General features: G+C 71.8%; 21 protein-coding genes and 1 riboswitch. Of the genes, 9 read left to right on the top strand and 12 right to left on the bottom strand.

Translation table 11 applies throughout. From position 1 onward, the window contains the following. Positions 1 to 3 precede the first annotated feature (3 nt). Entirely contained in the window at positions 4 to 1632 is a 1629-nt protein-coding gene (locus ACFY1T_RS24270; protein WP_390790015.1) for a serine/threonine-protein kinase, read from the top strand. A 22-nt stretch (positions 1633 to 1654) separates the two neighbouring features. Here the strand turns inward: ACFY1T_RS24270 and ACFY1T_RS24265 are convergent, their stop codons facing one another. The 5 genes from ACFY1T_RS24265 to thrC form a co-directional block, all read right to left on the bottom strand. Next, the gene (locus ACFY1T_RS24265) at positions 1655 to 2254 is read right to left on the bottom strand and encodes a phosphoribosylanthranilate isomerase (RefSeq protein ID WP_390790014.1); all 600 of its coding nucleotides are present in this window, start codon (positions 2252 to 2254) and stop codon (positions 1655 to 1657) included. Between the two features lie 145 nt (positions 2255 to 2399). Beyond that, positions 2400 to 4022 (bottom strand): chaperonin GroEL, encoded by a 1623-nt coding sequence (groL, locus tag ACFY1T_RS24260; protein WP_030858540.1) that lies wholly within the window; start codon positions 4020 to 4022, stop codon positions 2400 to 2402. A 353-nt stretch (positions 4023 to 4375) separates the two neighbouring features. Continuing rightward, a complete protein-coding gene (locus tag ACFY1T_RS24255; RefSeq protein WP_005315736.1) occupies positions 4376 to 4579 on the bottom strand; it encodes a cold-shock protein in 204 nt (67 codons plus the stop codon). Positions 4580 to 4962: 383 nt separating this feature from the next. Then, positions 4963 to 5241, bottom strand: coding sequence for a MoaD/ThiS family protein (locus tag ACFY1T_RS24250; protein WP_030858544.1), 279 nt, complete (start codon positions 5239 to 5241; stop codon positions 4963 to 4965). 34 nt (positions 5242 to 5275) lie between these two features. After that, a complete protein-coding gene (thrC, locus tag ACFY1T_RS24245; protein ID WP_351778154.1) occupies positions 5276 to 6550 on the bottom strand; it encodes a threonine synthase in 1275 nt (424 codons plus the stop codon). A gap of 17 nt (positions 6551 to 6567) precedes the next feature. Beyond that, positions 6568 to 6717: riboswitch (SAM riboswitch) on the bottom strand. A 207-nt stretch (positions 6718 to 6924) separates the two neighbouring features. Here thrC and ACFY1T_RS24240 point away from each other — a divergent pair. Together ACFY1T_RS24240 and ACFY1T_RS24235 are read left to right on the top strand one after the other, a co-directional pair. Then, the gene (locus tag ACFY1T_RS24240; protein ID WP_390790013.1) at positions 6925 to 7875 is read left to right on the top strand and encodes a glucosyl-3-phosphoglycerate synthase; all 951 of its coding nucleotides are present in this window, start codon (positions 6925 to 6927) and stop codon (positions 7873 to 7875) included. Between the two features lie 45 nt (positions 7876 to 7920). Beyond that, a complete protein-coding gene (locus tag ACFY1T_RS24235; RefSeq protein WP_390790012.1) occupies positions 7921 to 9381 on the top strand; it encodes a trehalose-6-phosphate synthase in 1461 nt (486 codons plus the stop codon). A gap of 6 nt (positions 9382 to 9387) precedes the next feature. On the opposite strand, the gene ACFY1T_RS24230 is transcribed toward ACFY1T_RS24235, so the two are convergent. From ACFY1T_RS24230 to ACFY1T_RS24215, 4 genes are all read right to left on the bottom strand, one after another. Further along, positions 9388 to 9993 carry a hypothetical protein gene (locus tag ACFY1T_RS24230; protein WP_390790011.1) on the bottom strand — a complete coding sequence of 202 codons (606 nt, stop codon included), beginning with the start codon at positions 9991 to 9993 and terminating at the stop codon, positions 9388 to 9390. Positions 9994 to 10076: 83 nt separating this feature from the next. Further along, positions 10077 to 10925 (bottom strand): trehalose-phosphatase, encoded by an 849-nt coding sequence (gene otsB, locus ACFY1T_RS24225; RefSeq protein ID WP_030858554.1) that lies wholly within the window; start codon positions 10923 to 10925, stop codon positions 10077 to 10079. 78 nt (positions 10926 to 11003) lie between these two features. Further along, positions 11004 to 11240 (bottom strand): DUF3263 domain-containing protein, encoded by a 237-nt coding sequence (locus ACFY1T_RS24220; protein WP_030156982.1) that lies wholly within the window; start codon positions 11238 to 11240, stop codon positions 11004 to 11006. A gap of 104 nt (positions 11241 to 11344) precedes the next feature. After that, positions 11345 to 12646, bottom strand: a complete 1302-nt coding sequence (locus ACFY1T_RS24215; protein ID WP_390790010.1) for an extracellular solute-binding protein — start codon at positions 12644 to 12646, stop codon at positions 11345 to 11347. Between the two features lie 211 nt (positions 12647 to 12857). Here ACFY1T_RS24215 and ACFY1T_RS24210 point away from each other — a divergent pair, with 211 nt between their 5' ends. The 4 genes from ACFY1T_RS24210 to ACFY1T_RS24195 all read left to right on the top strand — a co-directional run bounded on the left by ACFY1T_RS24210 (position 12858) and on the right by ACFY1T_RS24195 (position 16568). Next, positions 12858 to 13790, top strand: coding sequence for an ROK family protein (locus ACFY1T_RS24210; RefSeq protein WP_390790095.1), 933 nt, complete (start codon positions 12858 to 12860; stop codon positions 13788 to 13790). After that, positions 13790 to 14941: an N-acetylglucosamine-6-phosphate deacetylase gene (gene nagA / locus ACFY1T_RS24205; RefSeq protein WP_390790009.1), complete on the top strand. Its 1152-nt coding sequence runs from the start codon at positions 13790 to 13792 to the stop codon at positions 14939 to 14941. Before ACFY1T_RS24210 ends, nagA begins: the two co-directional genes overlap by 1 nt. A gap of 93 nt (positions 14942 to 15034) precedes the next feature. Then, positions 15035 to 15955: a 1-phosphofructokinase family hexose kinase gene (locus ACFY1T_RS24200; protein ID WP_390790008.1), complete on the top strand. Its 921-nt coding sequence runs from the start codon at positions 15035 to 15037 to the stop codon at positions 15953 to 15955. A gap of 154 nt (positions 15956 to 16109) precedes the next feature. Next, positions 16110 to 16568: a hypothetical protein gene (locus ACFY1T_RS24195; RefSeq protein ID WP_390790007.1), complete on the top strand. Its 459-nt coding sequence runs from the start codon at positions 16110 to 16112 to the stop codon at positions 16566 to 16568. Positions 16569 to 16643: 75 nt separating this feature from the next. Here the strand turns inward: ACFY1T_RS24195 and ACFY1T_RS24190 are convergent, their stop codons facing one another. Both ACFY1T_RS24190 and cdgB read right to left on the bottom strand, forming a co-directional pair. Further along, on the bottom strand, positions 16644 to 17678 hold the full coding sequence (locus tag ACFY1T_RS24190) for a CBM35 domain-containing protein (protein WP_390790006.1): 1035 nt from the start codon (positions 17676 to 17678) through the stop codon (positions 16644 to 16646). A 68-nt stretch (positions 17679 to 17746) separates the two neighbouring features. Next, a complete protein-coding gene (gene cdgB, locus ACFY1T_RS24185; RefSeq protein ID WP_390790005.1) occupies positions 17747 to 19531 on the bottom strand; it encodes a diguanylate cyclase CdgB in 1785 nt (594 codons plus the stop codon). A gap of 302 nt (positions 19532 to 19833) precedes the next feature. Between cdgB and ACFY1T_RS24180 the strand changes: the two genes are divergently transcribed. Beyond that, positions 19834 to 20403 carry a flavin reductase family protein gene (locus tag ACFY1T_RS24180; RefSeq protein WP_390790004.1) on the top strand — a complete coding sequence of 190 codons (570 nt, stop codon included), beginning with the start codon at positions 19834 to 19836 and terminating at the stop codon, positions 20401 to 20403. 23 nt (positions 20404 to 20426) lie between these two features. Here the strand turns inward: ACFY1T_RS24180 and arfB are convergent, their stop codons facing one another. Beyond that, positions 20427 to 20852 carry an alternative ribosome rescue aminoacyl-tRNA hydrolase ArfB gene (gene arfB / locus ACFY1T_RS24175; RefSeq protein ID WP_030156996.1) on the bottom strand — a complete coding sequence of 142 codons (426 nt, stop codon included), beginning with the start codon at positions 20850 to 20852 and terminating at the stop codon, positions 20427 to 20429. Positions 20853 to 21035: 183 nt separating this feature from the next. Between arfB and ACFY1T_RS24170 the strand changes: the two genes are divergently transcribed. Continuing rightward, positions 21036 to 21611, top strand: coding sequence for a TerD family protein (locus ACFY1T_RS24170; protein WP_030858569.1), 576 nt, complete (start codon positions 21036 to 21038; stop codon positions 21609 to 21611). Positions 21612 to 21684: the final 73 nt, after the last annotated feature.

Genomic DNA, 21684 nt, shown 5'->3' with positions numbered 1-21684 from the left:
CCGATGAACAGCGCGACCGAGGTGTTCCAGCCCTTGCGGGAGGACGATCCGCAGACCGTCGCCGGCTACCGCCTCGCGGCCCGGCTCGGCGCGGGCGGCATGGGCCGGGTCTACCTGTCGCACACCCCGGGCGGCCGGCCGGTGGCCATCAAGGTGGTACGGCCCGAGCTGGCCGAGGATCCGACGTTCCTGCGGCGGTTCCGCCGCGAGGTCGAGGCGGCCCGGCGGGTCCGGGGCGCGTACACGGCCGAGCTGATCGACGCCGACGCGGACGGGGTGCCGCCCTGGCTGGCCACCGTGTACGTGCCGGGGCCCTCGCTGTCGGAGGCCGTGGCCCGGCGCGGACCGCTGCCGGTCCCCGCGGTGCTGTGGCTGGTGGCGGGGGTGGCCGAGGCCCTGGGGGTCATCCACGGTGCGGGGATCGTGCACCGCGATCTCAAGCCGTCGAACGTGCTGCTGGCCGCCGACGGGCCGCGGGTCATCGACTTCGGCATCTCACTGGCGTCCGGCACCACCTCGCCCACCGCCACGGGCAGCGCCATCGGCACGCCCCAGTACATGGCCCCCGAACAGGCGCTGGCCGGCGAGACCACGACGGCCACCGATGTCTTCGCGCTCGGCCAGACGGCGGCGTTCGCCGCACTGGGCGAGCCGTTGTACGGAGACGGCCCCTCCGTCAGCGTGCTGTTCCGGATCGTCCACTCCGACCCCGACCTGTCCCGGCTGCCGGAGTCGCTGCGCCCGCTGATCGCCCGGTGCCTGGCAGCCGATCCGGACGACCGCGCCACCCCGGCGGAGATCGTGGCGTGGTGCAGGCAGCGGCTGGGCAAGGACGCGGACGCGGGCGGCGGTCCGGCCGTCTGGCGGGAGGTGGCGGGGCCGGAGCCGGTGGTCCCGGCCCCGGTGCCGCACCCCACCTCCGTACGCACACGGGCCCTGGCACCGGACGCGGCGCCGATGGCCTGGCGGCCGCCGGCCACGCCGCCGCTCACGCCGGAGGAGCAGCGGGTGCGCAGGCGGCGTACCGCTGTGATCGTCGGCGCGGTGGTGACGGTGTCCGCCGTCCTGCTGACCGGGCTGACCTGGAAGGTCATGGACGCGGCGGACCGGGCACGCGAACGGAGCGCGGCCACGCCCTCCGGCCCGTCGAGTGGCGGCAAGGCCACGGGATCCGCCGGGGCAGCGGGAGCCGGCGCATCGGTCGGGGCCGGCGGAGCCGCATCGAGCGCGCCCAAGGCCTCCAAGCCGCCCGCGCCCTTCCCCTACCCCCAGGTCTGGCTGGACGAGAAGAACTCGATCGGCATCAAGGACCCGGTCAAGCGGCAGGACCGCACGGGGGACATCCGCCTGGACTGCGAGAAGAACAGCTGTGAGCTGGTGAGCGACACGAGCGTGTTCGTCCAGCTGTTCGCCGATCCCGGCACCGGCAACCTCGACACGTGCGGCCTCATGACGAGGCCCTCCAATCAGCACACGCTCCCGCTGGCCGCATCGGCGCCCGGCACCGAGATCTGTGTCCGGCACCCCTCGGGGGACATCGCACTGCTCGTGATCCAGACGAAGCCGGTCGTGCGGCTGCCCGATCTGCCCGGCTGGATCACCGCGGACATGACGGTCTGGCGCGCGGCCTGACGGCGGCCCGTCCGCCGGGGAGTCAGCCGCGGGCGGCCTCGATGAAGGCGCGGATCAGGGCGGGGTCCTTCACGCCGCGCTCCCGCTCCACCCCGCTCGACACGTCCACGCCCCAGGCGCCGGTGGTCTCCACGGCCTCCCGTACGTTCGCGGGCGTCAGCCCGCCGGCCAGCAGCCAGCGGCCCTCCGGCGCGGTGAACTCCGCCGAGCCCCAGTTCCACGGCTTGCCGGAGCCGGGGTCGGGCGCGTCCAGCAGCAGCAGGTCCTCCCCGTACTCCCCGCACCGCTCCACGTGCCCGGCGGTGGCCCGCAGCAGGGTCCGGCCCCCGGCGCGCAGCGCCTCGTAGAACTCCGGGCCCTCGTCGCCGTGCAGTTGCACGCCCCGTACGCCGCTCTCCTCGGTCAGACGCCGCACCTCGTCGACCGGCTGCCCGCGGAACACCCCGACGGTCAGCACCGAGTCCGGCACCCGGGCCCCGAGCTCCCGCGCCTCGGCGGCGGCGATCGTACGGGGGCTGCCGGCGGCGAAGACGAACCCGACGGCGTCGGCCCCGGCCGCCACGGCCACGTCGACGTCGGGCCCGGTCTTCAGGCCGCAGATCTTCACGAACAGCTCGTTCATCCCCCCAGTCAACCAAAGCCGTCCGCCAACGGTGAAGGACCGTCTCGTTCATCGCGCGCACGGCTGCCTGAAACGCCCGAGGGCGGCACCCCCCGTGTGGGGAGTGCCGCCCTCGGTCGAAGAACAGCCGATCAGCCGGGGCCGATCAGAAGTCCATGTCACCGCCCGGCATGCCGCCGCCGGCCGGGGCGCCGGCCTTCTCGGGCTTGTCGGCGATGACGGCCTCGGTGGTGAGGAAGAGGGCCGCGATCGACGCCGCGTTCTGCAGCGCGGAGCGGGTGACCTTCGCCGGGTCGATGATGCCCTCGGCGATCATGTCCACGTACTCGCCGGTCGCGGCGTTCAGACCCCAGCCGACCGTCAGGTTGCGGACCTTCTCCACGACGACGCCACCCTCGAGACCACCGTTGACGGCGATCTGCTTGAGCGGGGCCTCCAGGGCGAGCTTCACGGCGTTGGCGCCGGTGGCCTCGTCACCCGTGAGCTCGAGCTTCTCGAAGACCGCGGAGGCCTGGAGCAGGGCCACGCCACCACCGGCGACGATGCCCTCCTCGACGGCCGCCTTCGCGTTGCGAACGGCGTCCTCGATGCGGTGCTTGCGCTCCTTGAGCTCCACCTCGGTCGCGGCACCGGCCTTGATGACGGCCACGCCGCCGGCCAGCTTCGCGAGGCGCTCCTGGAGCTTCTCGCGGTCGTAGTCCGAGTCGGAGTTCTCGATCTCGGCGCGGATCTGGTTGACGCGACCCTGAACCTGGTCGCTGTCACCGGCACCGTCGACGATCGTGGTCTCGTCCTTGGTGATGACGACCTTGCGGGCGCGGCCGAGCAGGTCCAGGCCCGCGTTCTCGAGCTTGAGGCCGACCTCCTCGGAGATGACCGTGCCGCCCGTGAGGATGGCGATGTCGCCGAGCATGGCCTTGCGGCGGTCGCCGAAGCCCGGGGCCTTGACGGCGACGGACTTGAAGGTGCCGCGGATCTTGTTGACGACCAGGGTCGACAGGGCCTCGCCCTCGACGTCCTCGGCGATGATCAGCAGCGGCTTGCCGGACTGCATGACCTTCTCGAGGAGCGGCAGCAGGTCCTTGACCGAGCCGATCTTCGAGTTGACGATCAGGATGTACGGGTCGTCGAGCGACGCCTCCATACGCTCCATGTCGGTGGCGAAGTACGCCGAGATGTAGCCCTTGTCGAAGCGCATGCCCTCGGTGAGCTCGAGCTCCAGACCGAAGGTCTGGGACTCCTCGACCGTGATGACGCCTTCCTTGCCGACCTTGTCCATGGCCTCGGCGATGAGCTCGCCGATCTGGGTGTCGGCGGCGGAGATGGAGGCCGTGGAAGCGATCTGCTCCTTGGTCTCGACATCCTTCGCCTGCTCCAGCAGGGCGCCGGAGACGGCCTCGACGGCCTTCTCGATGCCGCGCTTGAGGGCCATCGGGTTGGCGCCGGCCGCCACGTTGCGCAGGCCCTCGCGGACGAGCGCCTGGGCGAGCACGGTGGCGGTGGTCGTACCGTCGCCCGCGACGTCGTCCGTCTTCTTGGCGACTTCCTTGACCAGCTCGGCGCCGATCTTCTCGTACGGGTCCTCGAGCTCGATCTCCTTGGCGATGGAGACACCATCGTTGGTGATCGTGGGGGCGCCCCACTTCTTCTCAAGGACGACGTTGCGACCCTTGGGGCCAAGGGTGACCTTGACGGCGTCGGCGAGCTGGTTCATCCCGCGCTCGAGACCGCGCCGGGCCTCCTCGTCGAACGCAATGATCTTGGCCATCTGAAGTGGTCCTCCAGGACTGGGGTTCCCCCTGCGCCGTCGGCACGAGGGGAGGGTTGGATTGCTCCGGACCGCGCCCGCGCCCGCGACGGACGGCCTGCGTGCCCGGCGGTTCCTTCCCGCCGGACCCTGCGGGCCTCACCGACCCGGTCCTGTGTAGTAGCACTCTCAGCAGGAGAGTGCTAACGCCAATGATTAGCACTCGACCCCTCCGAGTGCAAGCGGCTTGGGTGAACGTCGACCCGTGCCCGGCCGGGCCCCCGCCCCGCTCCCGGGCAGCACGAAGGGCCCGTACCCCTCCTCTGAGGTCCGGGCCCTGCGTGTGTATGCGTCGGTGGTCGATCGCGCCGGGACTAGACGGCGAGCTTGACCATGTCCGCCTGCGGACCCTTCTGGCCCTGCGAGATCTCGAACTCGACCCGCTGACCCTCTTCAAGGGTGCGGTACCCGTCCATCTGGATGGCGCTGTAGTGGACGAACACATCCGCACCACCGTCGACCGCGATGAAGCCGTAGCCCTTCTCCGCGTTGAACCACTTGACGGTGCCCTGAGCCATGCCTAACTCCCCTATTACTGGCCCTTGCGCAGGACCGCACTTCGCGGTCCCGGGTCAGAACTTGCGCCGGAACGCCTCGACCGGGGCTGAATGTATCCGCACCGCTGCTGTCTGCAACAGGTCAATCCGACGAGAATTCTGGACACGGGGATACATTGAAATAGAGTGAAAAGTTGGCATATTCCCGGGCAACTCGGACCCGGCATATCTCGCCAAAGCCCCATACCGCACTCACACATTGACTCAATGTCAACCATCACGCGACCCGCTCATATGCGGCGGGCAAGTACAGCGGAGGGGACTTCCCCAACTCTACCGCGCCCAACCAAGCAGAATTACCCCCTCCGCTTTTACCGGAGGGGGTAATTCTGGGCTTTCGCGTGTCAGCAGCCGCCCGCGACGGCGGGAATGATCGAGACGCCCGCGCCGTCCGGCGTCACCGCGTCCAGACCGCCCTCGAAGCGCACGTCGTCGTCGTTGACGTAGACGTTCACGAAGCGGCGCAGCTTGCCCTGGTCGTCCAGGACACGGGCGGAGATGCCCGGGTGGTTCGCCTCCAGGGAGGCGATGACCTCGGAGAGGGTCGCACCCTCGGCGGAGACCTCCGCCTGGCCGCCGGTGTAGGTGCGCAGGATGGTGGGGATGCGGACGTTGACGCTCATGGCGCTACTGCCTTTCCGGGGTTCAGAGGAGGGATCAGGCCAGGCCGGCGGCGCGGAACGCGTCCAGGCTCGGGCGGATGGTGGCGGTCTGCCCGCTGTCCGCGGCCACCGCCTCCAGGGTCTTGAGGCCGTCACCGGTGTTGAGGACCACCGTGGTCAGCGCCGGGTCGAGCTGCCCGTTCTCGATGAGCTTCTTCGTCACGCCGACGGTCACGCCGCCCGCGGTCTCGGCGAAGATGCCCTCGGTCTGCGCGAGGATCTTGATGGCCTCGACGACCTGCTCGTCGGTGACGTCCTCGACGTAGCCGCCCGTACGGCGGGCGATGTCCAGGACGTACGGGCCGTCGGCAGGGTTGCCGATGGCCAGCGACTTGGCGATGGTGTTCGGCTTCTGCGGGCGCACCACGTCGTGGCCGGCCTTGAACGCCGTGGAGACCGGGGAGCAGCCCTCGGCCTGCGCACCGAAGATCTTGTACGGCTTGTCCTCGACGAGCCCGAGCTTGATCAGCTCCTGCAGACCCTTGTCGATCTTCGTCAGCTGCGAGCCGGACGCGATCGGGATCACGATCTGGTCGGGCAGCTGCCAGCCGAGCTGCTCGCAGATCTCGTAGGCCAGCGTCTTGGAGCCCTCGCCGTAGTACGGGCGCAGGTTGACGTTGACGAAGCCCCAGCCCTCGCCCAGCGGGTCGCCGATGAGCTCGGAGCAGAAGCGGTTGACGTCGTCGTAGTTGCCCTCGATGCCGACGAGGTCGCCGCCGTACACACCGGCCATGACGACCTTGCCCTGCTCCAGGTCGTGCGGGATGAACACGCAGGAGCGGAAGCCGGCCCGGGCGGCCGCGGCGCCGACGGCGCCGGCCAGGTTGCCGGTGGAGGAGCAGGACAGGGTGGTGAAGCCGAAGGCGCGGGCGGCCTCGACCGCGATGGCCACGACGCGGTCCTTGAAGGAGTGCGTCGGGTTGCCGGAGTCGTCCTTCACGTACAGCTTGCCGGTGAAGCCGAGCTCCTTGGCCAGGTTGGCCGCGTCCACGAGCTTGGTGAAGCCGGGGTTCAGGCTGGGCTTGGAGGCCACGTCCGCGGGGACGGGCAGCAGCGGGGCGTAGCGCCAGATGTTGTTCGGGCCGGCCTCGATCGCGGCGCGCAGCGCTTCGGGGTCCCCGGTGGGAAGGTCGTAGGCGACTTCCAGCGGACCGAAACACTCGACGCAGGCGAAGATGGGTCCGAGCTCGAAACGGGTACCGCACTCACGACACGAGAGGCCGGTGGCAGGTCCGAGATCGACAGAGGTGGCAACAGTCTGTGCAGCCATGATGGCGAGGCCCTTTCTCCTCATCTTCCCCATGGCGCACTTCGCCATGAGACGGAATTGGCACCTTCCCTAGCCGGGGACCTCGCTGCTGCAAGCGAGCGCGAGAACCGACTGGAGGGTTGCCGGGGCTTCAACGGGCCGTGTCCCTCTGCCCCTCTGGATGAGCGGTATGGCACCGGTGCGCGCGCTCTGCGGCGCGTCCGGGCATTTGTGCGCGGGGACCCCCGGCATGCGGTGGTCCTTCGCGTTGTTCAAGACTGTAACCGAAGGCCCGGGCGGTTGAGACAGCCGTCCGAACCGCGAGATGGATCACTTTTCGGCCGAAAGCGCCGAGGGGCGACGGACGAACGACGGACGAGCAGGGAGTGCTGAACGTGCTGGAAGAGGTGGAGCGCTGGTTCGCGGACCGCTCCTGGTCCGCGGCAGACCGACCGCTCGACCAGCTGTTGTCCGCCAAACGGGCGGCCGGCACCACGGTCAGCGTCGTCCTGCCCGCGCTCGACGAGGAGGAGACGGTCGGCGCGATCGTCGAGGTGATCCGGCGCGATCTGATCGACGGGCTGCCGCTGCCCTTGGTCGACGAACTGGTCGTGATCGACTCGGGCTCCACCGACCGGACGGCCGAGGTGGCCGCGAAGGCGGGCGCCCGGGTGGTGCACCGCGACGACATCCTGCCGCGGATCCCGGCCGTGCACGGCAAGGGCGAGGTGCTGTGGCGTTCGCTGCTGGCGACCACCGGGGACGTCGTCTGCTTCGTCGACGCGGACCTGCGGGACTTCTCCTCCGCCTTCGTGTCCGGGATCGTGGGCCCGCTGCTGACCGAGCCGGACGTGCAGTTCGTCAAGGCGATGTACGACCGCCCCCTGGCCGACGCGCCCGGCCAGGGCGGCCGGGTCACCGAGCTCGTCGCCCGCCCCCTCCTCAATCTCCACTGGCCGCAGCTGGCCGGCTTCGTCCAGCCGCTGGGCGGCGAGTACGCCGTGCGCCGGGCCCTGCTGGAACGTCTGCCCTTCCCCGTCGGGTACGGGGTCGAGCTCGGCCTGCTCGTGGACGCGCTGCACACCGTCGGGCTGGACGCGCTGGCCCAGGTGGACGTGGGCGTACGGCTCCACCGCCACCAGGACGGCCAGGCACTCGGCCGCATGGCCGCGGCGATCTACCGGACGGCGCAGCTGCGGCTCTCGCGCGGGCACCTCGTACGGCCCGAGCTGACGCAGTTCGAGCGCGGCCCGGACGGGTTCGTGCCGCGGACGTACCCCGTGGACACCGAGGAGCGGCCGCCGATGGCCGGGGTCAAGGAGTACTCCGGCCGCCGGGTGGCGTGAGGGAACTGACGTTTGAGCAGGCGGGCCCCGGGCTAGGTTCGCCGCATGGCTTCCCAGGTACTCGTTGCAGCGAACCGCGGCCCGCTCTCCTACGACCTCGGCGACGACGGCACCCTCACGGCCCGGCGCGGCGGGGGCGGACTCGTCTCCGGCCTCTCCGCCGCCCTCGCCCGCCAGCCGGAGGCGCTGTGGATCTGCGCGGCGCTGTCGGAGGCGGACCGGGAGGCGGTCCGCCGGGGCGTCTGCGAGCCCGGCGTCCGGATGCTGGACATCGATCCCACGACGTACGACGACGCGTACAACGGCATCGCGAACTCGGTGCTGTGGTTCACCCACCACCACCTGTACGACATCCCGCGCGAGCCGGTCTTCGACGCGGAGTTCCGCCGGCAGTGGGCTTCGTACGTCGCGTACAACCGCGCCTTCGCGGCGGCGCTGGCCGAGGAGGCGGGCGAGGGCGCGGCCGTGCTCGTACAGGACTACCACCTGGCCCTGGTCCCCGGTGAGCTGCGGGAACTGCGGCCGGACCTGCGGATCGGGCACTTCACGCACACGCCGTGGGCATCGGACGCCTACCTGCGGATGCTGCCGGACGCGATCAGGTCCGAGCTGCTGTGGGGGATGCTCGGGGCGGACCGGCTCGGCTTCCACACCCGGGAGTGGGCGGCGGAGTTCGTGCGCGGCGCGGCCGTCGACGACGCGAGCGGAAGCGCCGACCCGTTCTGGCCCTCGGGCTCGAAGCCCGGCGTGCACCACCGCCGGAAGGGCCCCGACGGCAGCCTCGGGGAGCAGCGCACCACCGACGTGTGCACGTACCCGCTGGGCGTGGACGCCGACGAGCTGCGCGCGCTGGCGCACCGGCCCGAGGTGAACGACAAGCTGGCGGCGCTGCGCGCGGAGGTCGGGGACCGCAAGACGATCGTCCGGGTGGACCGGACGGAGCTGTCGAAGAACATCGTGCGCGGGCTGCTGGCGTACCGGGAGCTGCTGACGGCGCACCCCGAGTGGCGCGGGCGGGTGGTCCACCTGGCCTCGGCGTACCCCTCCCGGCAGGACCTGGCGGTGTACCGGTCCTACACGCAGGCGGTGCGGGAGCTGGCGGAGCGGATCAACGAGGAGTTCGGCACGCCGGACTGGCAGCCGGTGCTGGTGTCGGTGAAGGACGACTTCGCCCGCTCCCTGGCGGCGTACCGGCTGGCCGACGTGGCGCTGGTGAACCCGGTCCGGGACGGGATGAACCTGGTGGCGAAGGAGATCCCGGTGGTGTCGGACGCGGGGTGCGCCCTGGTGCTCTCCACGGGGGCAGGGGCGTACGGGGAGCTCCGCGAGGACGCGCTGACGGTGAACCCGTACGACGTGTCGGCGACGGCGGAGGCCCTGCACGCGGCGCTGTCCATGCCGGCGGACGAGCGGCTGGAGCGCACCAAGCGCCTGGCCGCCGCCGCCACCGCCCTGCCCCCGACGGCCTGGTTCACGGCCCAGCTGGACGCCCTGCGCGGGGTGTAGAGGGCTTCAGTCCAGGTCGAACTGCCAGTGCGCGGTCTCGCGGTGGCTCGCGGACGGCGCGTGGACCTCGACCGTGAACGGGGCGCCCCGGCCGTCGGGAACCACCCTCACCTGAACGGTCCGCTTGCCGCCCTTGCCGAGGGGCGGCATGAGGGCCGAGGCCACCTCGTCCTCGTTGACCCAGGTCAGCGTGGAGCCGGTCGCATAGTGGTCGGAGGACTTGCCCGCCCGCACGACGACGGGGGCGTCGCCGACCGTGCTGACGGCGCTCTTCTGCGACTCACCGCCCGGGTTCAGCACCCCGTCGGTGCCGTTGGCGTAGGTGATGGTGAAGCGGTAGGCCCCGTCGTCCCCGCGGCGGGGCCGGCCGACCGTGACCTCGAGGTCGTCGACGTACCGGGCGGTCGTGCCGGGGGCGAGCGGGTCCACCACGCTGCCGGAGGGGCTGTCGTTGTCGAGGTGCCCGCCGCCCTGCAGGCTCTTCGCCAGTTCGGCCAGCGCCACGGCTCCCACGAGGGCCAGCACGGTGACGACGAGCAGCGCCACCGCGCAGCCCGTGAGGCCGCGGGAGCTCGTGGTGGTCGCCGCGGCGGGGGTCGGGTCCGTGTCCATGCAGGTGACGATAGGAGCGGCCGGGCGGCGGATCATGAGCGTTCGTACTCAGAGGTCCGCTGGGTACACGGGTGCCGCGCACGTCAGCCGCGGATGGCTCCGGCCAGCGCGGCCAGGAAGGCCACCACGTCCGCGGGGCCGTTCAGGACCAGGTCGGCCCGGGCGGAGAGTTCGGGGACCTCGGCCGAGCCGCTGGCCACCAGGAGCCCCGGCATGCCGTCGGTACGGAGCTTCTCCACGGCCGCGTACGCCGCGAGGTCGCCCAGGTCGTCCCCCGCGTACAGGACGGCCTCGGCGCCCGTCTCCGCGAGGTACTCGGTCAGGGCCACGCCCTTGTCCATGCCCGGCGGCCGCAGCTCCAGCACCGCCCGCCCCGGCTCCACCATCAGCCCGTGGCGCGCCGCCAGCTCGGCCAGCGGCTCGCGCAGCGCGGCGAACGCCGCGTCCGGGTCGGCCGCCCGCCGGGTGTGCACGGCCAGGGCCCGGCCCTTCTCCTCGATCCACGTGCCGCGCCAGGCGCCGATGGAGTCCAGGAACCCGGGCAGCTCCGCCCGGACGGCGGCGACCCCGGGGTGCTCGGCCGGGGCGTGCACGATCCCGGTCACGGCGTCCCAGCGCTCGGCCCCGTAGTGGCCGAGGACCACCAGGTGCTCCAGGCCGGGGGCGCCGGCGAAGCCCCCGTAGCGGACCGCGACCCCCGCCGGCCGGCCGGTGATCACGGCCACCGAGGCGACCTCCGGGGCCAGGGCGGACAGCGCAGGGACGGCTCCCGGGTGGGCGCGCGCCTGGTCCGGGTCCGGGACGATCTCGGCGAGGGTGCCGTCGAAGTCGAGCGCGACCACGGAGCGGCGGGGCACCCGGAGGAGGGCTTCGAGTCCCTCCCGTCCGGCGGCGGTGACGGGCATCGGCATGCTGTGCGGATGGCTCCCCATGGGGACGACCCTAACGGCCCTGGCGGGCCACGGCTACGGCGCGGCGAAGGGCTCCGGCGCCCGCCCGCCGGCGAGGCGTCAGCGCCGGGCGCGCTGCGCCTCGCGGATGCGGCGGAGCCGGTTGACGGTGCCCGGGGCGTGGGCGAGGGCCCGCGGGTCGTCCATCAGCACGTTGAGCAGCTGGTAGTAGCGGACCGGGGTCATCCCCAGCCCTTCCCTTATCGCCCGCTCCTTGGCTCCGGGACCGGGCCAGGTGCGTCCCTCGTACGCGAGCACCGCGGCCTCGGTGGCCGTCAGCCCCACGTCGTCCGTCATACCGCCAGATTAACGCCGCCGTGTGACACCCACCCGGCCCAGGCCCCCCGGCGGGGGGGTGCGAGGGGCGGCCGGCGAGGGGCGTGCGCCCCGGCGGCGTCGCGTCAGTGCGCGTCCGCCCTGCGCGCCGACTCGGCGATGTCCTCCAGGACCTTCGCCGGCTGCCCGCCCGGCTGCACGCTCTTGCCGATGTTCTGCTTGACGTCCTCGCTGACCCCGGCCCAGGACTTCTTGCCGACCGGGTAGAGCCGCGCGTTCGGCAGTGCCTGCAGGAACGTCTTCAGCTGCGTGGCCGAGCCGCCCGTACTGGCGTCCATCGCCCGGTAGCCGGTCGTCGTGACCGGCAGCAGGTCGTACTTGTTGGTGAAGGCCGTCACGTTCTTCGCCTCGTACAGGTAGTCCAGGAACTTCCCGGACTCCTTGCGGTGGCCGTTCTTGAAGGCCATGACCCAGTCCGCGACGCCCATCGTCGGGTGCTCGGTCCCGTCGGCGGTCGGCATGGCCACCATGCCGAACTTCACGCCCTTCTCGGCCGCCTGCTTCAGCAGCGTGGGGTGGCCGTTGAGCATGCCGACCTCGCCCCGCGTGAAGGCGTCGAAGGCCGCCTGCCGGTCGGTCTTCGCCGGTTCCAGCGCTCCGGTCAGCCCCTGGCCGACCATCTTGTCGCGCAGGAACTCGAACGTCTTGACGTTGTCCGCGGAGTCGATCGCGTACGCCTCTTCGTTGTCGGTGTAGCCGCCACCGCCCGCGAGCATCCACATCATCGACTCGGCCTGCGCCTCCTCGCGGCCCAGCGGCAGTGCGAACGGCGTCGCCACGCCCGCCGCCTTGAGCTTCTTCGCGGCGGCCTCCAGGTCGGCCCAGCTCTTCGGCTGCCATCCGCCCTTGGTGTCCTTCGGCACGACCCCGGCGTCCGTCAGCAGCTTCTCGTTGTAGAAGAGCAGGCGGGTGCTGGCCACGAAGGGCATCCCGTACTGGACCCGCCGGACCTTGCCGGCGTCGGCGAGCGGCGCGAGGAAGTCGGCCTCGGTGCTGACGGAGAGCAGCTCCTCCGCCGTGTACAGCTTGCCCGCGGCCGCGTAGTCGGCGTACGCGCCGATCTGCGCGATGTCGGGGGCCTTGCCGGCCTTGACCATCTCCGCGACCTTGGCGTCGACCTCGGACCAGGAGTAGACGCTGACCTCGACCTTCACGCCCGGATGGTCCTTCTGGAAGCCTGCGGCGAGGTCCTTCCAGTAGCCCGCGGAGGAGTTCTGCGGATTGTCCCCGTAGTCGGCCGCCACGACCCGCAGGGTCACCTCGTTGTCCCCGGTGATGCTCCCCACGGCTCCGCAGCCGGTGAGTGCCGCGGCGGTCAGGCCCAGCGCGGCGCCGGTCGCGGCCAGGCTCAGGTAACGGCCCTTCACAGTTCTCGATCCACCCCTTGTTGTACGTACGATCCACGTAAGGTCTACACCACTTTGGCGGCTCGTCCACATCCGGAACGCACCGTGTCCGGTTCGTCGCCCGACCAAGGTCTCCGATTTTGTATGGCCGCTCAACAATCCCCTCCAATGGACTAGACCTTTCCCCGCCGAGCACGCGAGACTGTCACCTGTGAAACCCGTGAAACACGCCGTGAAGCACGTCATCGCCCTCGATGTGGGCGGCACCGGGATGAAGGCCGCCCTCATCGCCGGCGACGGCACGCTGCTCCACGAAGCACGCCGCGCCACCGGCCGCGACCGGGGCCCGGACGCCGTCGTCGAGACGATCCTGGAGTTCGCCGCCGAGCTGTCCGGGCTCGGCCTCGAGCGCTTCGGCGTGCCCGCCTGCGCGGCCGGCGTCGCCGTCCCCGGCATCGTCGACGCCGAGAACGGGATCGCCGTCTACGCGGCGAACCTGGGCTGGCGCGACGTACCCATGCGCGAGCTGGTCAGCAGACGGCTCGGCGGCATCCCGGTGGCCCTGGGCCACGACGTCCGCACGGGCGGACTCGCCGAAGGCCGCATCGGCGCCGGCCGGGGGGCCGACCGCTTCCTGTTCGTCCCCCTCGGCACCGGCATCGCCGGCGCCATCGGCATCGCCGGCCGCATCGAGGCCGGCGCCCACGGCTACGCCGGCGAGATCGGCCACATCGTGGTCCGCCCCGGCGGACCCGCCTGCGGCTGCGGCCAGTACGGCTGTCTGGAGACCCTCGCCTCCGCCTCCGCCGTCAGCCGCGCCTGGGCGGCCGCCTCCGGCGACCCGGCCGCGGACGCCGCGGACTGCGCCAAGGCCGTCGAGTCCGGCGACGACCGCGCCCGCGAGGTGTGGCTGGCCGCGGTCGGCGCCCTCGCCGACGGCCTGGTCACGGCGATCACCCTGCTGGACCCGCGCACGCTGATCATCGGTGGCGGGCTCGCCGAGGCGGGGGAAACCTTGTTCACACCACTGCGGACGGCCGTCGAGGAGCGCGTGACGTTCCAGCGGCTGCCCGACATCGTTCCGGCGGCCCTCGGGGACACCGCCGGATGCCTGGGCGCAGGGCTGCTCGCCTGGGACCTACTCGCCACGGAGGTACCTGCCTGATGTCCGGAAGCGCACACAGCACCGTTCTCTCCGGCGCCAGGGTGGTCCTGCCCACCGGGACCGTGGCGGGCGGCCGCGTCATCGTCGACGGCGAGCGCATCGCCGGCAGCGCCGGCGAGGGCGCGCGGATCGTCGACCTGTCCGGGCACTGGCTCGTCCCCGGCTTCGTGGACATGCACAACCACGGCGGCGGCGGCGCCTCCTTCACCTCCGGCACCGCCGAGGAGGTCCTCAAGGGCGTACGGACCCACCGCGAGCACGGCACCACCACGCTCGTCGCCTCCACCGTCACCGGCGACCTGGACGAACTGGCCCGCCGCGCCGGGCTCCTCGCCGAGCTGACGCAGGCGGGCGAGATCGCCGGAATCCACTTCGAGGGGCCGTTCATCAACCCCTGCCGCAAGGGCGCGCACAAGGAGGACCTGCTCCGCGACCCCGACCCGGCCGAGGTCCGCAAGCTGATCGACGCCGCGCACGGCGCCGCCCGCATGTTCACCCTCGCCACCGAGCTCCCGGGCGGGCTGGACTCCGTACGGCTGCTGGCCGAGCACGGGGTCATCGCCGCGATCGGCCACACCGACTCCACGTACGAACAGACCCGCCAGGCCATCGACGCCGGGGCCACCGTGGCCACCCACCTCTACAACGCGATGCCCGGCATGGAGCACCGCGCCCCCGGCCCGATCGCCGCGCTGCTGGAGGACGAACGGGTCACCGTCGAGCTGATCAACGACGGCACCCACCTGCACCCGGCGATGCTGGAGCTGGCCTTCCACCACGCGGGCGCGCACCGCGTGGCGCTGATCACCGACGCGATGGACGCGGCGGGCTTCGGCGACGGGATCTACCACCTGGGGCCCCTGGAGGTCGAGGTCAAGCAGGGCGTGGCACGCCTCGTCGAGGGGGGTTCGATCGCCGGCTCCACGCTGACGCTGGACACCGCCTTCAAGCGGTCGGTGACCCTGGACAAGCTGCCCGTCGAGTCCGTGGTGCAGGCGATCTCGGCCAATCCCGCCAAGCTGATCGGACTGTACGACGAGGTCGGCTCCCTGGAGCCCGGCAAGTACGCCGACCTGGTCGTCCTGGACGCCGAGTTCGACGTCAAGGGCGTCATGCGGCGCGGCGAATGGATCGTGAATCCGCTGGTCTGAGCGGGTATCGGAGGCAGCGGGCGGCCCGTGGGACTGGGCCGCCCGCACGCCTGTTTGGCATGATCCCGGCACACACCGAGACCGGGGCCTGCCATGATCCTCACCGTGACGCTCAACACCGCACTCGACGTCACCCACCACGTACCGAAGCTGATTCCGCACGCCTCGCACCGGGTCGGCGCCGTGACCGAACGGCCCGGCGGCAAGGGACTCAACGTCGCCCGGGTGCTGGCCGCACTCGGCCACGAGGTCACCGCGACCGGCTTCGCGGGCGGCCGCACCGGCGCCGTCGTACGCGAACTGCTCGCCGACACCCCACGGGTGACGGACGCCCTGGTCCCCTGCGCGGGCACCACCCGGCGCACCCTGGCCGTGGTCGACGGGGCCTCTGGAGACACCACGCAGTTCAACGAGCCGGGCCCGCAGATCGGTTCCGCGGAATGGGCCGCCTTCCTCGGCCGCTACGAGGAGCTGCTGGCCGGGGCCACCGCGGTGGCCCTGTGCGGCAGCCTCCCGCCGGGCGTGCCGGTGGGCGCGTACGCGGTGCTCGTACGGGCCGCCCGCGCGGCCGGGGTCCCGGCCCTCCTGGACACCAGCGGGGAGGCCCTGCGCCGCGGGGTCGCCGCCCGGCCCGAGATGATCAAACCGAACGCCGCCGAGCTCGCCGAGCTGACCGGCTCCCGCGAACCGCTCCAGGCCACCCGCGACGCCCGCCGCCGCGGCGCGCACGCCGTGGTGACCTCGCTCGGCCCGGACGGGCTGCTGGCGGCCACCGCCCAGGGCACCTGGCAGGCGGCCCCGCCGCGCGCCCTGACGGGCAACCCGACCGGAGCCGGCGACTCCGCGGTGGCGGGCCTGCTGTCGGCCCTGACGGAGGGCCTGGACTGGCCGGCCCGCCTGACCCGCGCGGTGGCCCTCTCGGCGGCCACGGTCCACGCCCCGACGGCGGGAGACTTCGACCCGGGCACCTACGAGGAGCTGCGGCACACCATCTCCGTCACCGGCGGCAACTGACTTTCCTGCCAGGGGACATGCCGTACCGGAACGCCGAAGCGCCCCCAACACACACCCTTGTGCCTGCATTTGACGGTCCGAAGGTAAAAGAAGCGGAATCCAGCCATTAGGATCACCGGACTAGTTGATCTTCGAAGATGCAAGGTTGAACCACATGAACCGAATCCTCCGCAGGGCGCTCGCCGTCGGCACCGGCGTGGCTGCCGTCTCCGCACTGGCCGCGGTTCCCGCCGAGGCACAGACGGTCTCGGGCGGCTCCTGCGGCGCCGGCTACCACCAGCAGGACGCCTACCCGCTCGGAGACAGCCAGGGCGCCACCGGCGCCGCCGTCATCTTCCTGTACTACAACAGCTCCACCGGCAAGAACTGCGCGATCCTGCGCCGTGACGCCAACTTCCTCGTCACCGACGGCATGTCCATCAGCCTGAAGTCCAGCAGCGGTGGCAGCGACGTCGACGGCCAGCGGGCCTACACCACGTACGCCGGCCCGGTGTACGTGTCCGCCCGCGGCGCGTGCGTCCAGATCAGCGCCAGCACCAGGGGCGTCTGGAGGGACTCCGCGTACCTCGCCTCGACGCACTCGGAGAACACCGGCTGGGTCCACTGCGGCTGACGGCCCGGCACGAGACGGGTCCGGCCCCACCGCGCGTGCGGTGGGGCCGGACCCGTTCCGGTTCCTGGCGGGAGGTCAGCGCTTGACGTGACCGCGGCCCAGGTCGAGCTGGTCGAAGACCGCATCGCACTGGTCACCGGCCTCGCACGAGATCTTCATCGTGTTGGTGCCCTTCTTCAGGCTGATCCACGCGAACGTGCGGGTCCAGCCCTTGTCCCAGGCTCCGGCCCCGGCCTTGGCGAAGTTCGACAGGTTCAGCGACTGCGTCGGGCTCTGCCCGTTGACCGTGAGGGTCGCCTTCGCGTCCTTGCCGGGCACGCCGTAGTTCACGAAGACCGTGTAGTCCCCGGCCGCCGGAACGTCCACGGTCCAGGTCAGCGCCGCACCGGGCGCGTTGAAGCCCGCCACGTACTGGCCGCCCGCGCTCTTCGCGCCCGGGACCGTGCCCTCCAGGTGCGCGCCGCCCGTGAGGGACATGCCCGCGCCCGAGGCGTCCGCCTTGGGCAGCGGGGCCTCCGCCGACTGCGAGGGGCTCGGCTGGGACGACGTGGAGTTCTGCGGCTGCGCGGACTGCTGCCCGCCCGCCGTGTTGCCCTTGTCGTTCTTGTCCTTGTCCTTGTCGCCGAAGGCCACGGCCGCGCCGATGCCGATCGCGACCGCGGCGACCACCGCGACCGCCGCGATGAGCATGCCCTTGCGGCTGGAACCGCTGCTTCCGCCGCTGCCGCCGTGGCCGCTCGGCGCGGGGATCGCCGCCGTGGTCTGCCCCTGCTGCGGCGGAACGCCGTAGCCGCCCGCCTGGAGGGCTTCCGGGGCCTGGTACTGGGCCTGGTAGCCCGGCGGCTGCTGCTGTTGCGGAACCTGGGCGCCGCGCTGGCCGCCGTACGTCCGCTCACCGACCGTGCGCACCTGGTTGTACGAGGTACGGGGGACACCGGGCTGCACGCCGGGCTGCCCACCGACCGTCGGGCCGGGGTAGCCGTATCCACCGCCCGGCGGGGGCGGGGTGGCTCCGGCGGCCTGGCCGTCCGCGTAGAGATAGCCGAACGGATCGTCGTCCTCGGGCTTGTTCGCCCCACTGTTCGGGCCGTGGTTCGCGGGCGTCGTCATCGCAGGTCACTCCTTTCGACCCACGGGAGCCTACCCCGAACACGTGCACCCACGGGCGGCCGATCGCCTCAGCCGGCCCGGCGGTGGGCCTTGGAACGGGACCTTTTCTCGATGTACATCCGCTGGTCGGCGGAGCGCAGCACCTCGTCCGCCGACATCCCGCAGCTGGCCCATCCGATGCCGAAACTCGCGCCCACACGGACCGCGCGGCCGTCCACCCGGATCGGCGGGATGATCGCGTTGCGCAGCCGGACGGCCAGGTCGGCGGCGTCGGCCGCGCCCAGTCCGTCCGCGAGGACGACGAATTCGTCACCACCCAGCCGAGCGACGGTGTCACCGTCCCTGACGCCCGTCGTCAGCCGCCGGGCCACCTCGATGAGGACCGCGTCACCCGTGTGGTGGCCGAACCGGTCGTTGATCGACTTGAACCCGTCGAGGTCGCAGAAGAGGACCGCGAGCCCCTTCGTCCCGTCGTCGACGTCGCTCGCGGGCGCCACCGTGTGCACGTGGTGGTCGTACGGGCCCGGGCCCGCGCCGGGTCCGCCCGGCCCGGGCACCCCCGGGGTGCCGGCACCGGGCACGGCCGGGGCGCCCGGGTACTCGAAGGGCTCGGGGTACGCGTCGGGCCGAAAGCCGTGCTCCCCGACGGCACCACCCGCCTCGATCCCGCCGCCGGCGTGCGCCGCGTGCCCGTTGTGGGCCCCGTGGCCGCCGTGGGCCCCGTGCCCCTCGTACGCGGCGTCGAGCGCCTCCACGGCGGTGGCCCGGACCGACTGGGGCCTGCGGCACAGCCGCGCCCCGAGGCGGGAGCGGAGCTCGGCGCTGTTGGGGAGGCCGGTCAGCGAGTCGTGGCTGGCCCGGTGGGCGAGCTGGAGCTCGTGGCGCTTGCGCTCCTCGATGTCCTCGACGTGCGTGAGCAGGAAGCGCGGCCCGTCGGCGGCGTCCGCGACGACGGAGTTGCGCAGCGAGACCCATACATAGGTGCCGTCGCGCCGCCCGAGCCGCAGCTCGGCCCGGCCGCCCTCGGCGGAGGTCCGCAGCAGGGTCCCGATGTCCTCCGGGTGGACCAGGTCGGAGAAGGAGTACCGGCGCAGCACGGAGGCGGGCCGGCCCAGCAGCCGGCACAGCGCGTCGTTGGTCCGCAGCAGCCGCCCGTGCTGGTCCCCGCCCATCTCGGCGATCGCCATGCCGCTGGGCGCGTACTCGAAGGCCTGCCGGAAGGACTCCTCGCTCGCGCGCAGCGCCTGCTGTTCGCGCTCCAGCCGGACCAGGGCCCGCTGCATGTTCGCGCGCAGGCGTGCGTTGCTGATCGCAATCGCCGCTTGGAAGGCGTACATCTGGAGCGCTTCGCGCCCCCACGCGCCGGGGCGGCGTCCGTTGCGCGGTCTGTCCACCGAAATGACACCCAGAAGTTCCCCGCCGGACGCGTACATGGGGGCATAGAGCCGGTCCTCGGGGTGCCACTCGTCCGCGAAGCGCGGATCGGGGCCGTCCGTGTGCCACTGGGGCACGTCGTCCTCGAGGAGGATCCAGCCCTCGGTGTGCGGGATGAAGCGGAGCCCGTCCCAGCTCTCACCCATCGTCAGACGGCGCTCCCAGGAGGCGCGGGAGCCGACGCGGCCGGTGATCAGCGCCTCCGCGGCGGGGTCGCCGGCGAAGGCGGCGACGACGAGATCCCCGTCAGGGCGTACGAGGTTGACACAGGCGAGTTCGTAGCCGAGGCCCACGACGATGCCGTCCACGACGGTCTGCAGGGTGTCCGCCAGGCTCCTGGCCGTGTTGAGTTCGGCCACCACCTGATGAAGCTGCCGCAGGGTCGCAAGACGGACGTACGGCTCCGACTCGGTCTCCATTGCTCGCTCTCCCCGAGACCTCGACAGCAACTCCAGGTTTGTCATCGGCGTTTCGTTGCGGTGTCCCGTCCACTGAATCACAGTGAGCTGTGCCGCCGGTACACAGGGTCAACAAATCTTGCCCTCTGTGACTCAAGTCACATGAGATGAATAAAGGTGGGCGATGGGGGTCGTGTCGCCTGGGAGCGCTCCCCCGCCTTCCCGCGAGCAAACGATACGCCCGGGCCTAGGCCAAGGGGCGGGGACGCGGCTCGGACTCGGGCCCGATGCGTGACGCGGGAGGGCGAGACTAGCGTTCCAACGTGCCGAAGACGACCCCTGTACCCGTGCCGATCCCCGCCACCCTTCATCCTGAGGGCGTGAGCAACGACGAGTTCCGTGCCGCGATGTCCCGACTGGCGGCGGGCGTGTGCCTCATCACCGCGCACGAGCCGCCGCTGACGCCGACCGGCCCGGACGGCGAGGACGTCGGCATGACGGCGACCGCCTTCATGTCCGTGTCCCTGGACCCGCCGCTGGTGCTGGTGAGCCTGCGCGAGGGCTCCCGGATGGACGACCTGCTCGCGGAGCAGCCGCTGTGGGCGGTCTCGGTGCTCGCCGACCACCAGGTGCAGGTGGCGAGCCGCTTCTCGATGAAGAACCGCATCAGCGACCGGCTGCTCTTCGCGGACCTGCCCTACGGGCGCGGCGAGGTCTCGGGGGCCCCGCTGCTGACGGGCGCGCTGGCCACCCTCGAATGCCGTACGGAGAACCGCGTCGAGGCGGGCGACCACACCCTGGTCATCGGCCGCGTCCTGACCGCGGCCCTCCCCTCCCCGGACTCCCCGCCGCTGGCGTACTTCCGGGGCCGCTACCGCCATCTGGCGGGCTGAGGCCCCGGCGGCGACGCCGGTGGCTACCAGTCGCGGCCGGTCCGGCCGCGCTTCGTCTCCGCCCGGGCCTTCTTCTCGCGCAGGCGCCGCTCGTTGATCCCCCGCGGGATCTTCGTGGCGCGGCGGGCCTTCGGCGGCGGGGCGGTGGCCTCCGCGAGCACGGACGCCATCCGGACCAGCGCCATCTCCCGGTTGCGGAACTGCGACCGGTGCTCCGAGGCCCGTACGGTCAGCACCCCGTCCACCAGCCGCGCCGCGAGCCGCTCCAGCGCCCGCTCCTTCCACACGTCCGGCAGGGCCTTGGTCGCCGCCACGTCGAACAGCAGCTCCACCCGCGAGTCCGACGTGTTCACGTGCTGGCCGCCCGGCCCGGAGGATCGCGAGAAGCGCCAGGCGAGCTCCGCCTCGGGGAGCACGACCGAACCGCGGATGACATGGGGACCAGGCATGCCCTCTATGATCCAGCCCCGCGCGATGCCCGTCACCCGTATTTCACCGCCGGATTCCGTCATCGTGTTCGTCACGGTGTTCAGACGCGCGGAACCTACCGGCCCCCTCGCCGCGTTATGAAGGTCAGCGGTACCTTGGCCACGATCTCGCGGCCATCTGAAGACGAAGGGACACCAGTCAAAATGGCAGTAAGCCTGTCCAAGGGCGGCAACGTCTCGCTCACGAAGGAGGCCCCCGGCCTCAGCGCCGTCACGGTCGGCCTCGGCTGGGACGTCCGTACGACGACCGGTGTCGACTTCGACCTGGACGCCTCCGCCATCGCGGTCAACACGATGGGCAAGGTCGTCTCCGACGGTCACTTCGTCTTCTTCAACAACAAGTCCACCCCGGACCAGAGCATCGTCCACACCGGTGACAACCGCACCGGCGAGGGCTCCGGCGACGACGAGTCCATCAACGTCAACCTCGCCGCCCTCGCGGCCGATGTCGACAAGATCGTCTTCCCGGTCTCGATCTACGACGCCGAGGCCCGCAGCCAGAACTTCGGCCAGGTCCGCAACGCGTACATCCGCGTCGTGAACCAGGCCGGCGGCGCCGAGATCGCCCGCTACGACCTCTCCGAGGACGCGGCCACCGAGACCGCCATGGTCTTCGGAGAGCTCTACCGCAACGGCGCCGAGTGGAAGTTCCGCGCGGTCGGCCAGGGATACGCCTCCGGCCTGACCGGCATCGCCCAGGACTTCGGCGTCAACGTCTGAGTCCGAGGCAGAGCCTGAGCCGGAGCCTGAGCGGCTGACGGCAGCAGTGGCCGAAGCCCCCTCCCGGCCGTCC

The organism is Streptomyces sp. NPDC001194 (assembly GCF_042896985.1).
Classification (GTDB): Bacteria; Actinomycetota; Actinomycetes; order Streptomycetales; family Streptomycetaceae; genus Streptomyces.
This window is presented reverse-complemented; position numbering and strand designations above follow the sequence as displayed.

Excerpts from the sequence above, each read along its gene's own strand:
- ACFY1T_RS24270 (WP_390790015.1), top strand. The coding sequence starts at position 4 with ATGAACAGCGCGACCGAGGTGTTCCAGCCCTTGCGGGAGGACGATCCG.
- ACFY1T_RS24265 (WP_390790014.1), bottom strand. The coding sequence starts at position 2,254 with ATGAACGAGCTGTTCGTGAAGATCTGCGGCCTGAAGACCGGGCCCGAC.
- groL (WP_030858540.1), bottom strand. The coding sequence starts at position 4,022 with ATGGCCAAGATCATTGCGTTCGACGAGGAGGCCCGGCGCGGTCTCGAG.
- ACFY1T_RS24255 (WP_005315736.1), bottom strand. The coding sequence starts at position 4,579 with ATGGCTCAGGGCACCGTCAAGTGGTTCAACGCGGAGAAGGGCTACGGC.
- ACFY1T_RS24250 (WP_030858544.1), bottom strand. The coding sequence starts at position 5,241 with ATGAGCGTCAACGTCCGCATCCCCACCATCCTGCGCACCTACACCGGC.
- thrC (WP_351778154.1), bottom strand. The coding sequence starts at position 6,550 with ATGGCTGCACAGACTGTTGCCACCTCTGTCGATCTCGGACCTGCCACC.
- ACFY1T_RS24235 (WP_390790012.1), top strand. The coding sequence starts at position 7,921 with ATGGCTTCCCAGGTACTCGTTGCAGCGAACCGCGGCCCGCTCTCCTAC.
- ACFY1T_RS24230 (WP_390790011.1), bottom strand. The coding sequence starts at position 9,993 with ATGGACACGGACCCGACCCCCGCCGCGGCGACCACCACGAGCTCCCGC.
- otsB (WP_030858554.1), bottom strand. The coding sequence starts at position 10,925 with ATGGGGAGCCATCCGCACAGCATGCCGATGCCCGTCACCGCCGCCGGA.
- ACFY1T_RS24220 (WP_030156982.1), bottom strand. The coding sequence starts at position 11,240 with ATGACGGACGACGTGGGGCTGACGGCCACCGAGGCCGCGGTGCTCGCG.
- nagA (WP_390790009.1), top strand. The coding sequence starts at position 13,790 with ATGTCCGGAAGCGCACACAGCACCGTTCTCTCCGGCGCCAGGGTGGTC.
- ACFY1T_RS24200 (WP_390790008.1), top strand. The coding sequence starts at position 15,035 with ATGATCCTCACCGTGACGCTCAACACCGCACTCGACGTCACCCACCAC.
- ACFY1T_RS24195 (WP_390790007.1), top strand. The coding sequence starts at position 16,110 with ATGAACCGAATCCTCCGCAGGGCGCTCGCCGTCGGCACCGGCGTGGCT.
- ACFY1T_RS24190 (WP_390790006.1), bottom strand. The coding sequence starts at position 17,678 with ATGACGACGCCCGCGAACCACGGCCCGAACAGTGGGGCGAACAAGCCC.
- cdgB (WP_390790005.1), bottom strand. The coding sequence starts at position 19,531 with ATGGAGACCGAGTCGGAGCCGTACGTCCGTCTTGCGACCCTGCGGCAG.
- arfB (WP_030156996.1), bottom strand. The coding sequence starts at position 20,852 with ATGCCTGGTCCCCATGTCATCCGCGGTTCGGTCGTGCTCCCCGAGGCG.
- ACFY1T_RS24170 (WP_030858569.1), top strand. The coding sequence starts at position 21,036 with ATGGCAGTAAGCCTGTCCAAGGGCGGCAACGTCTCGCTCACGAAGGAG.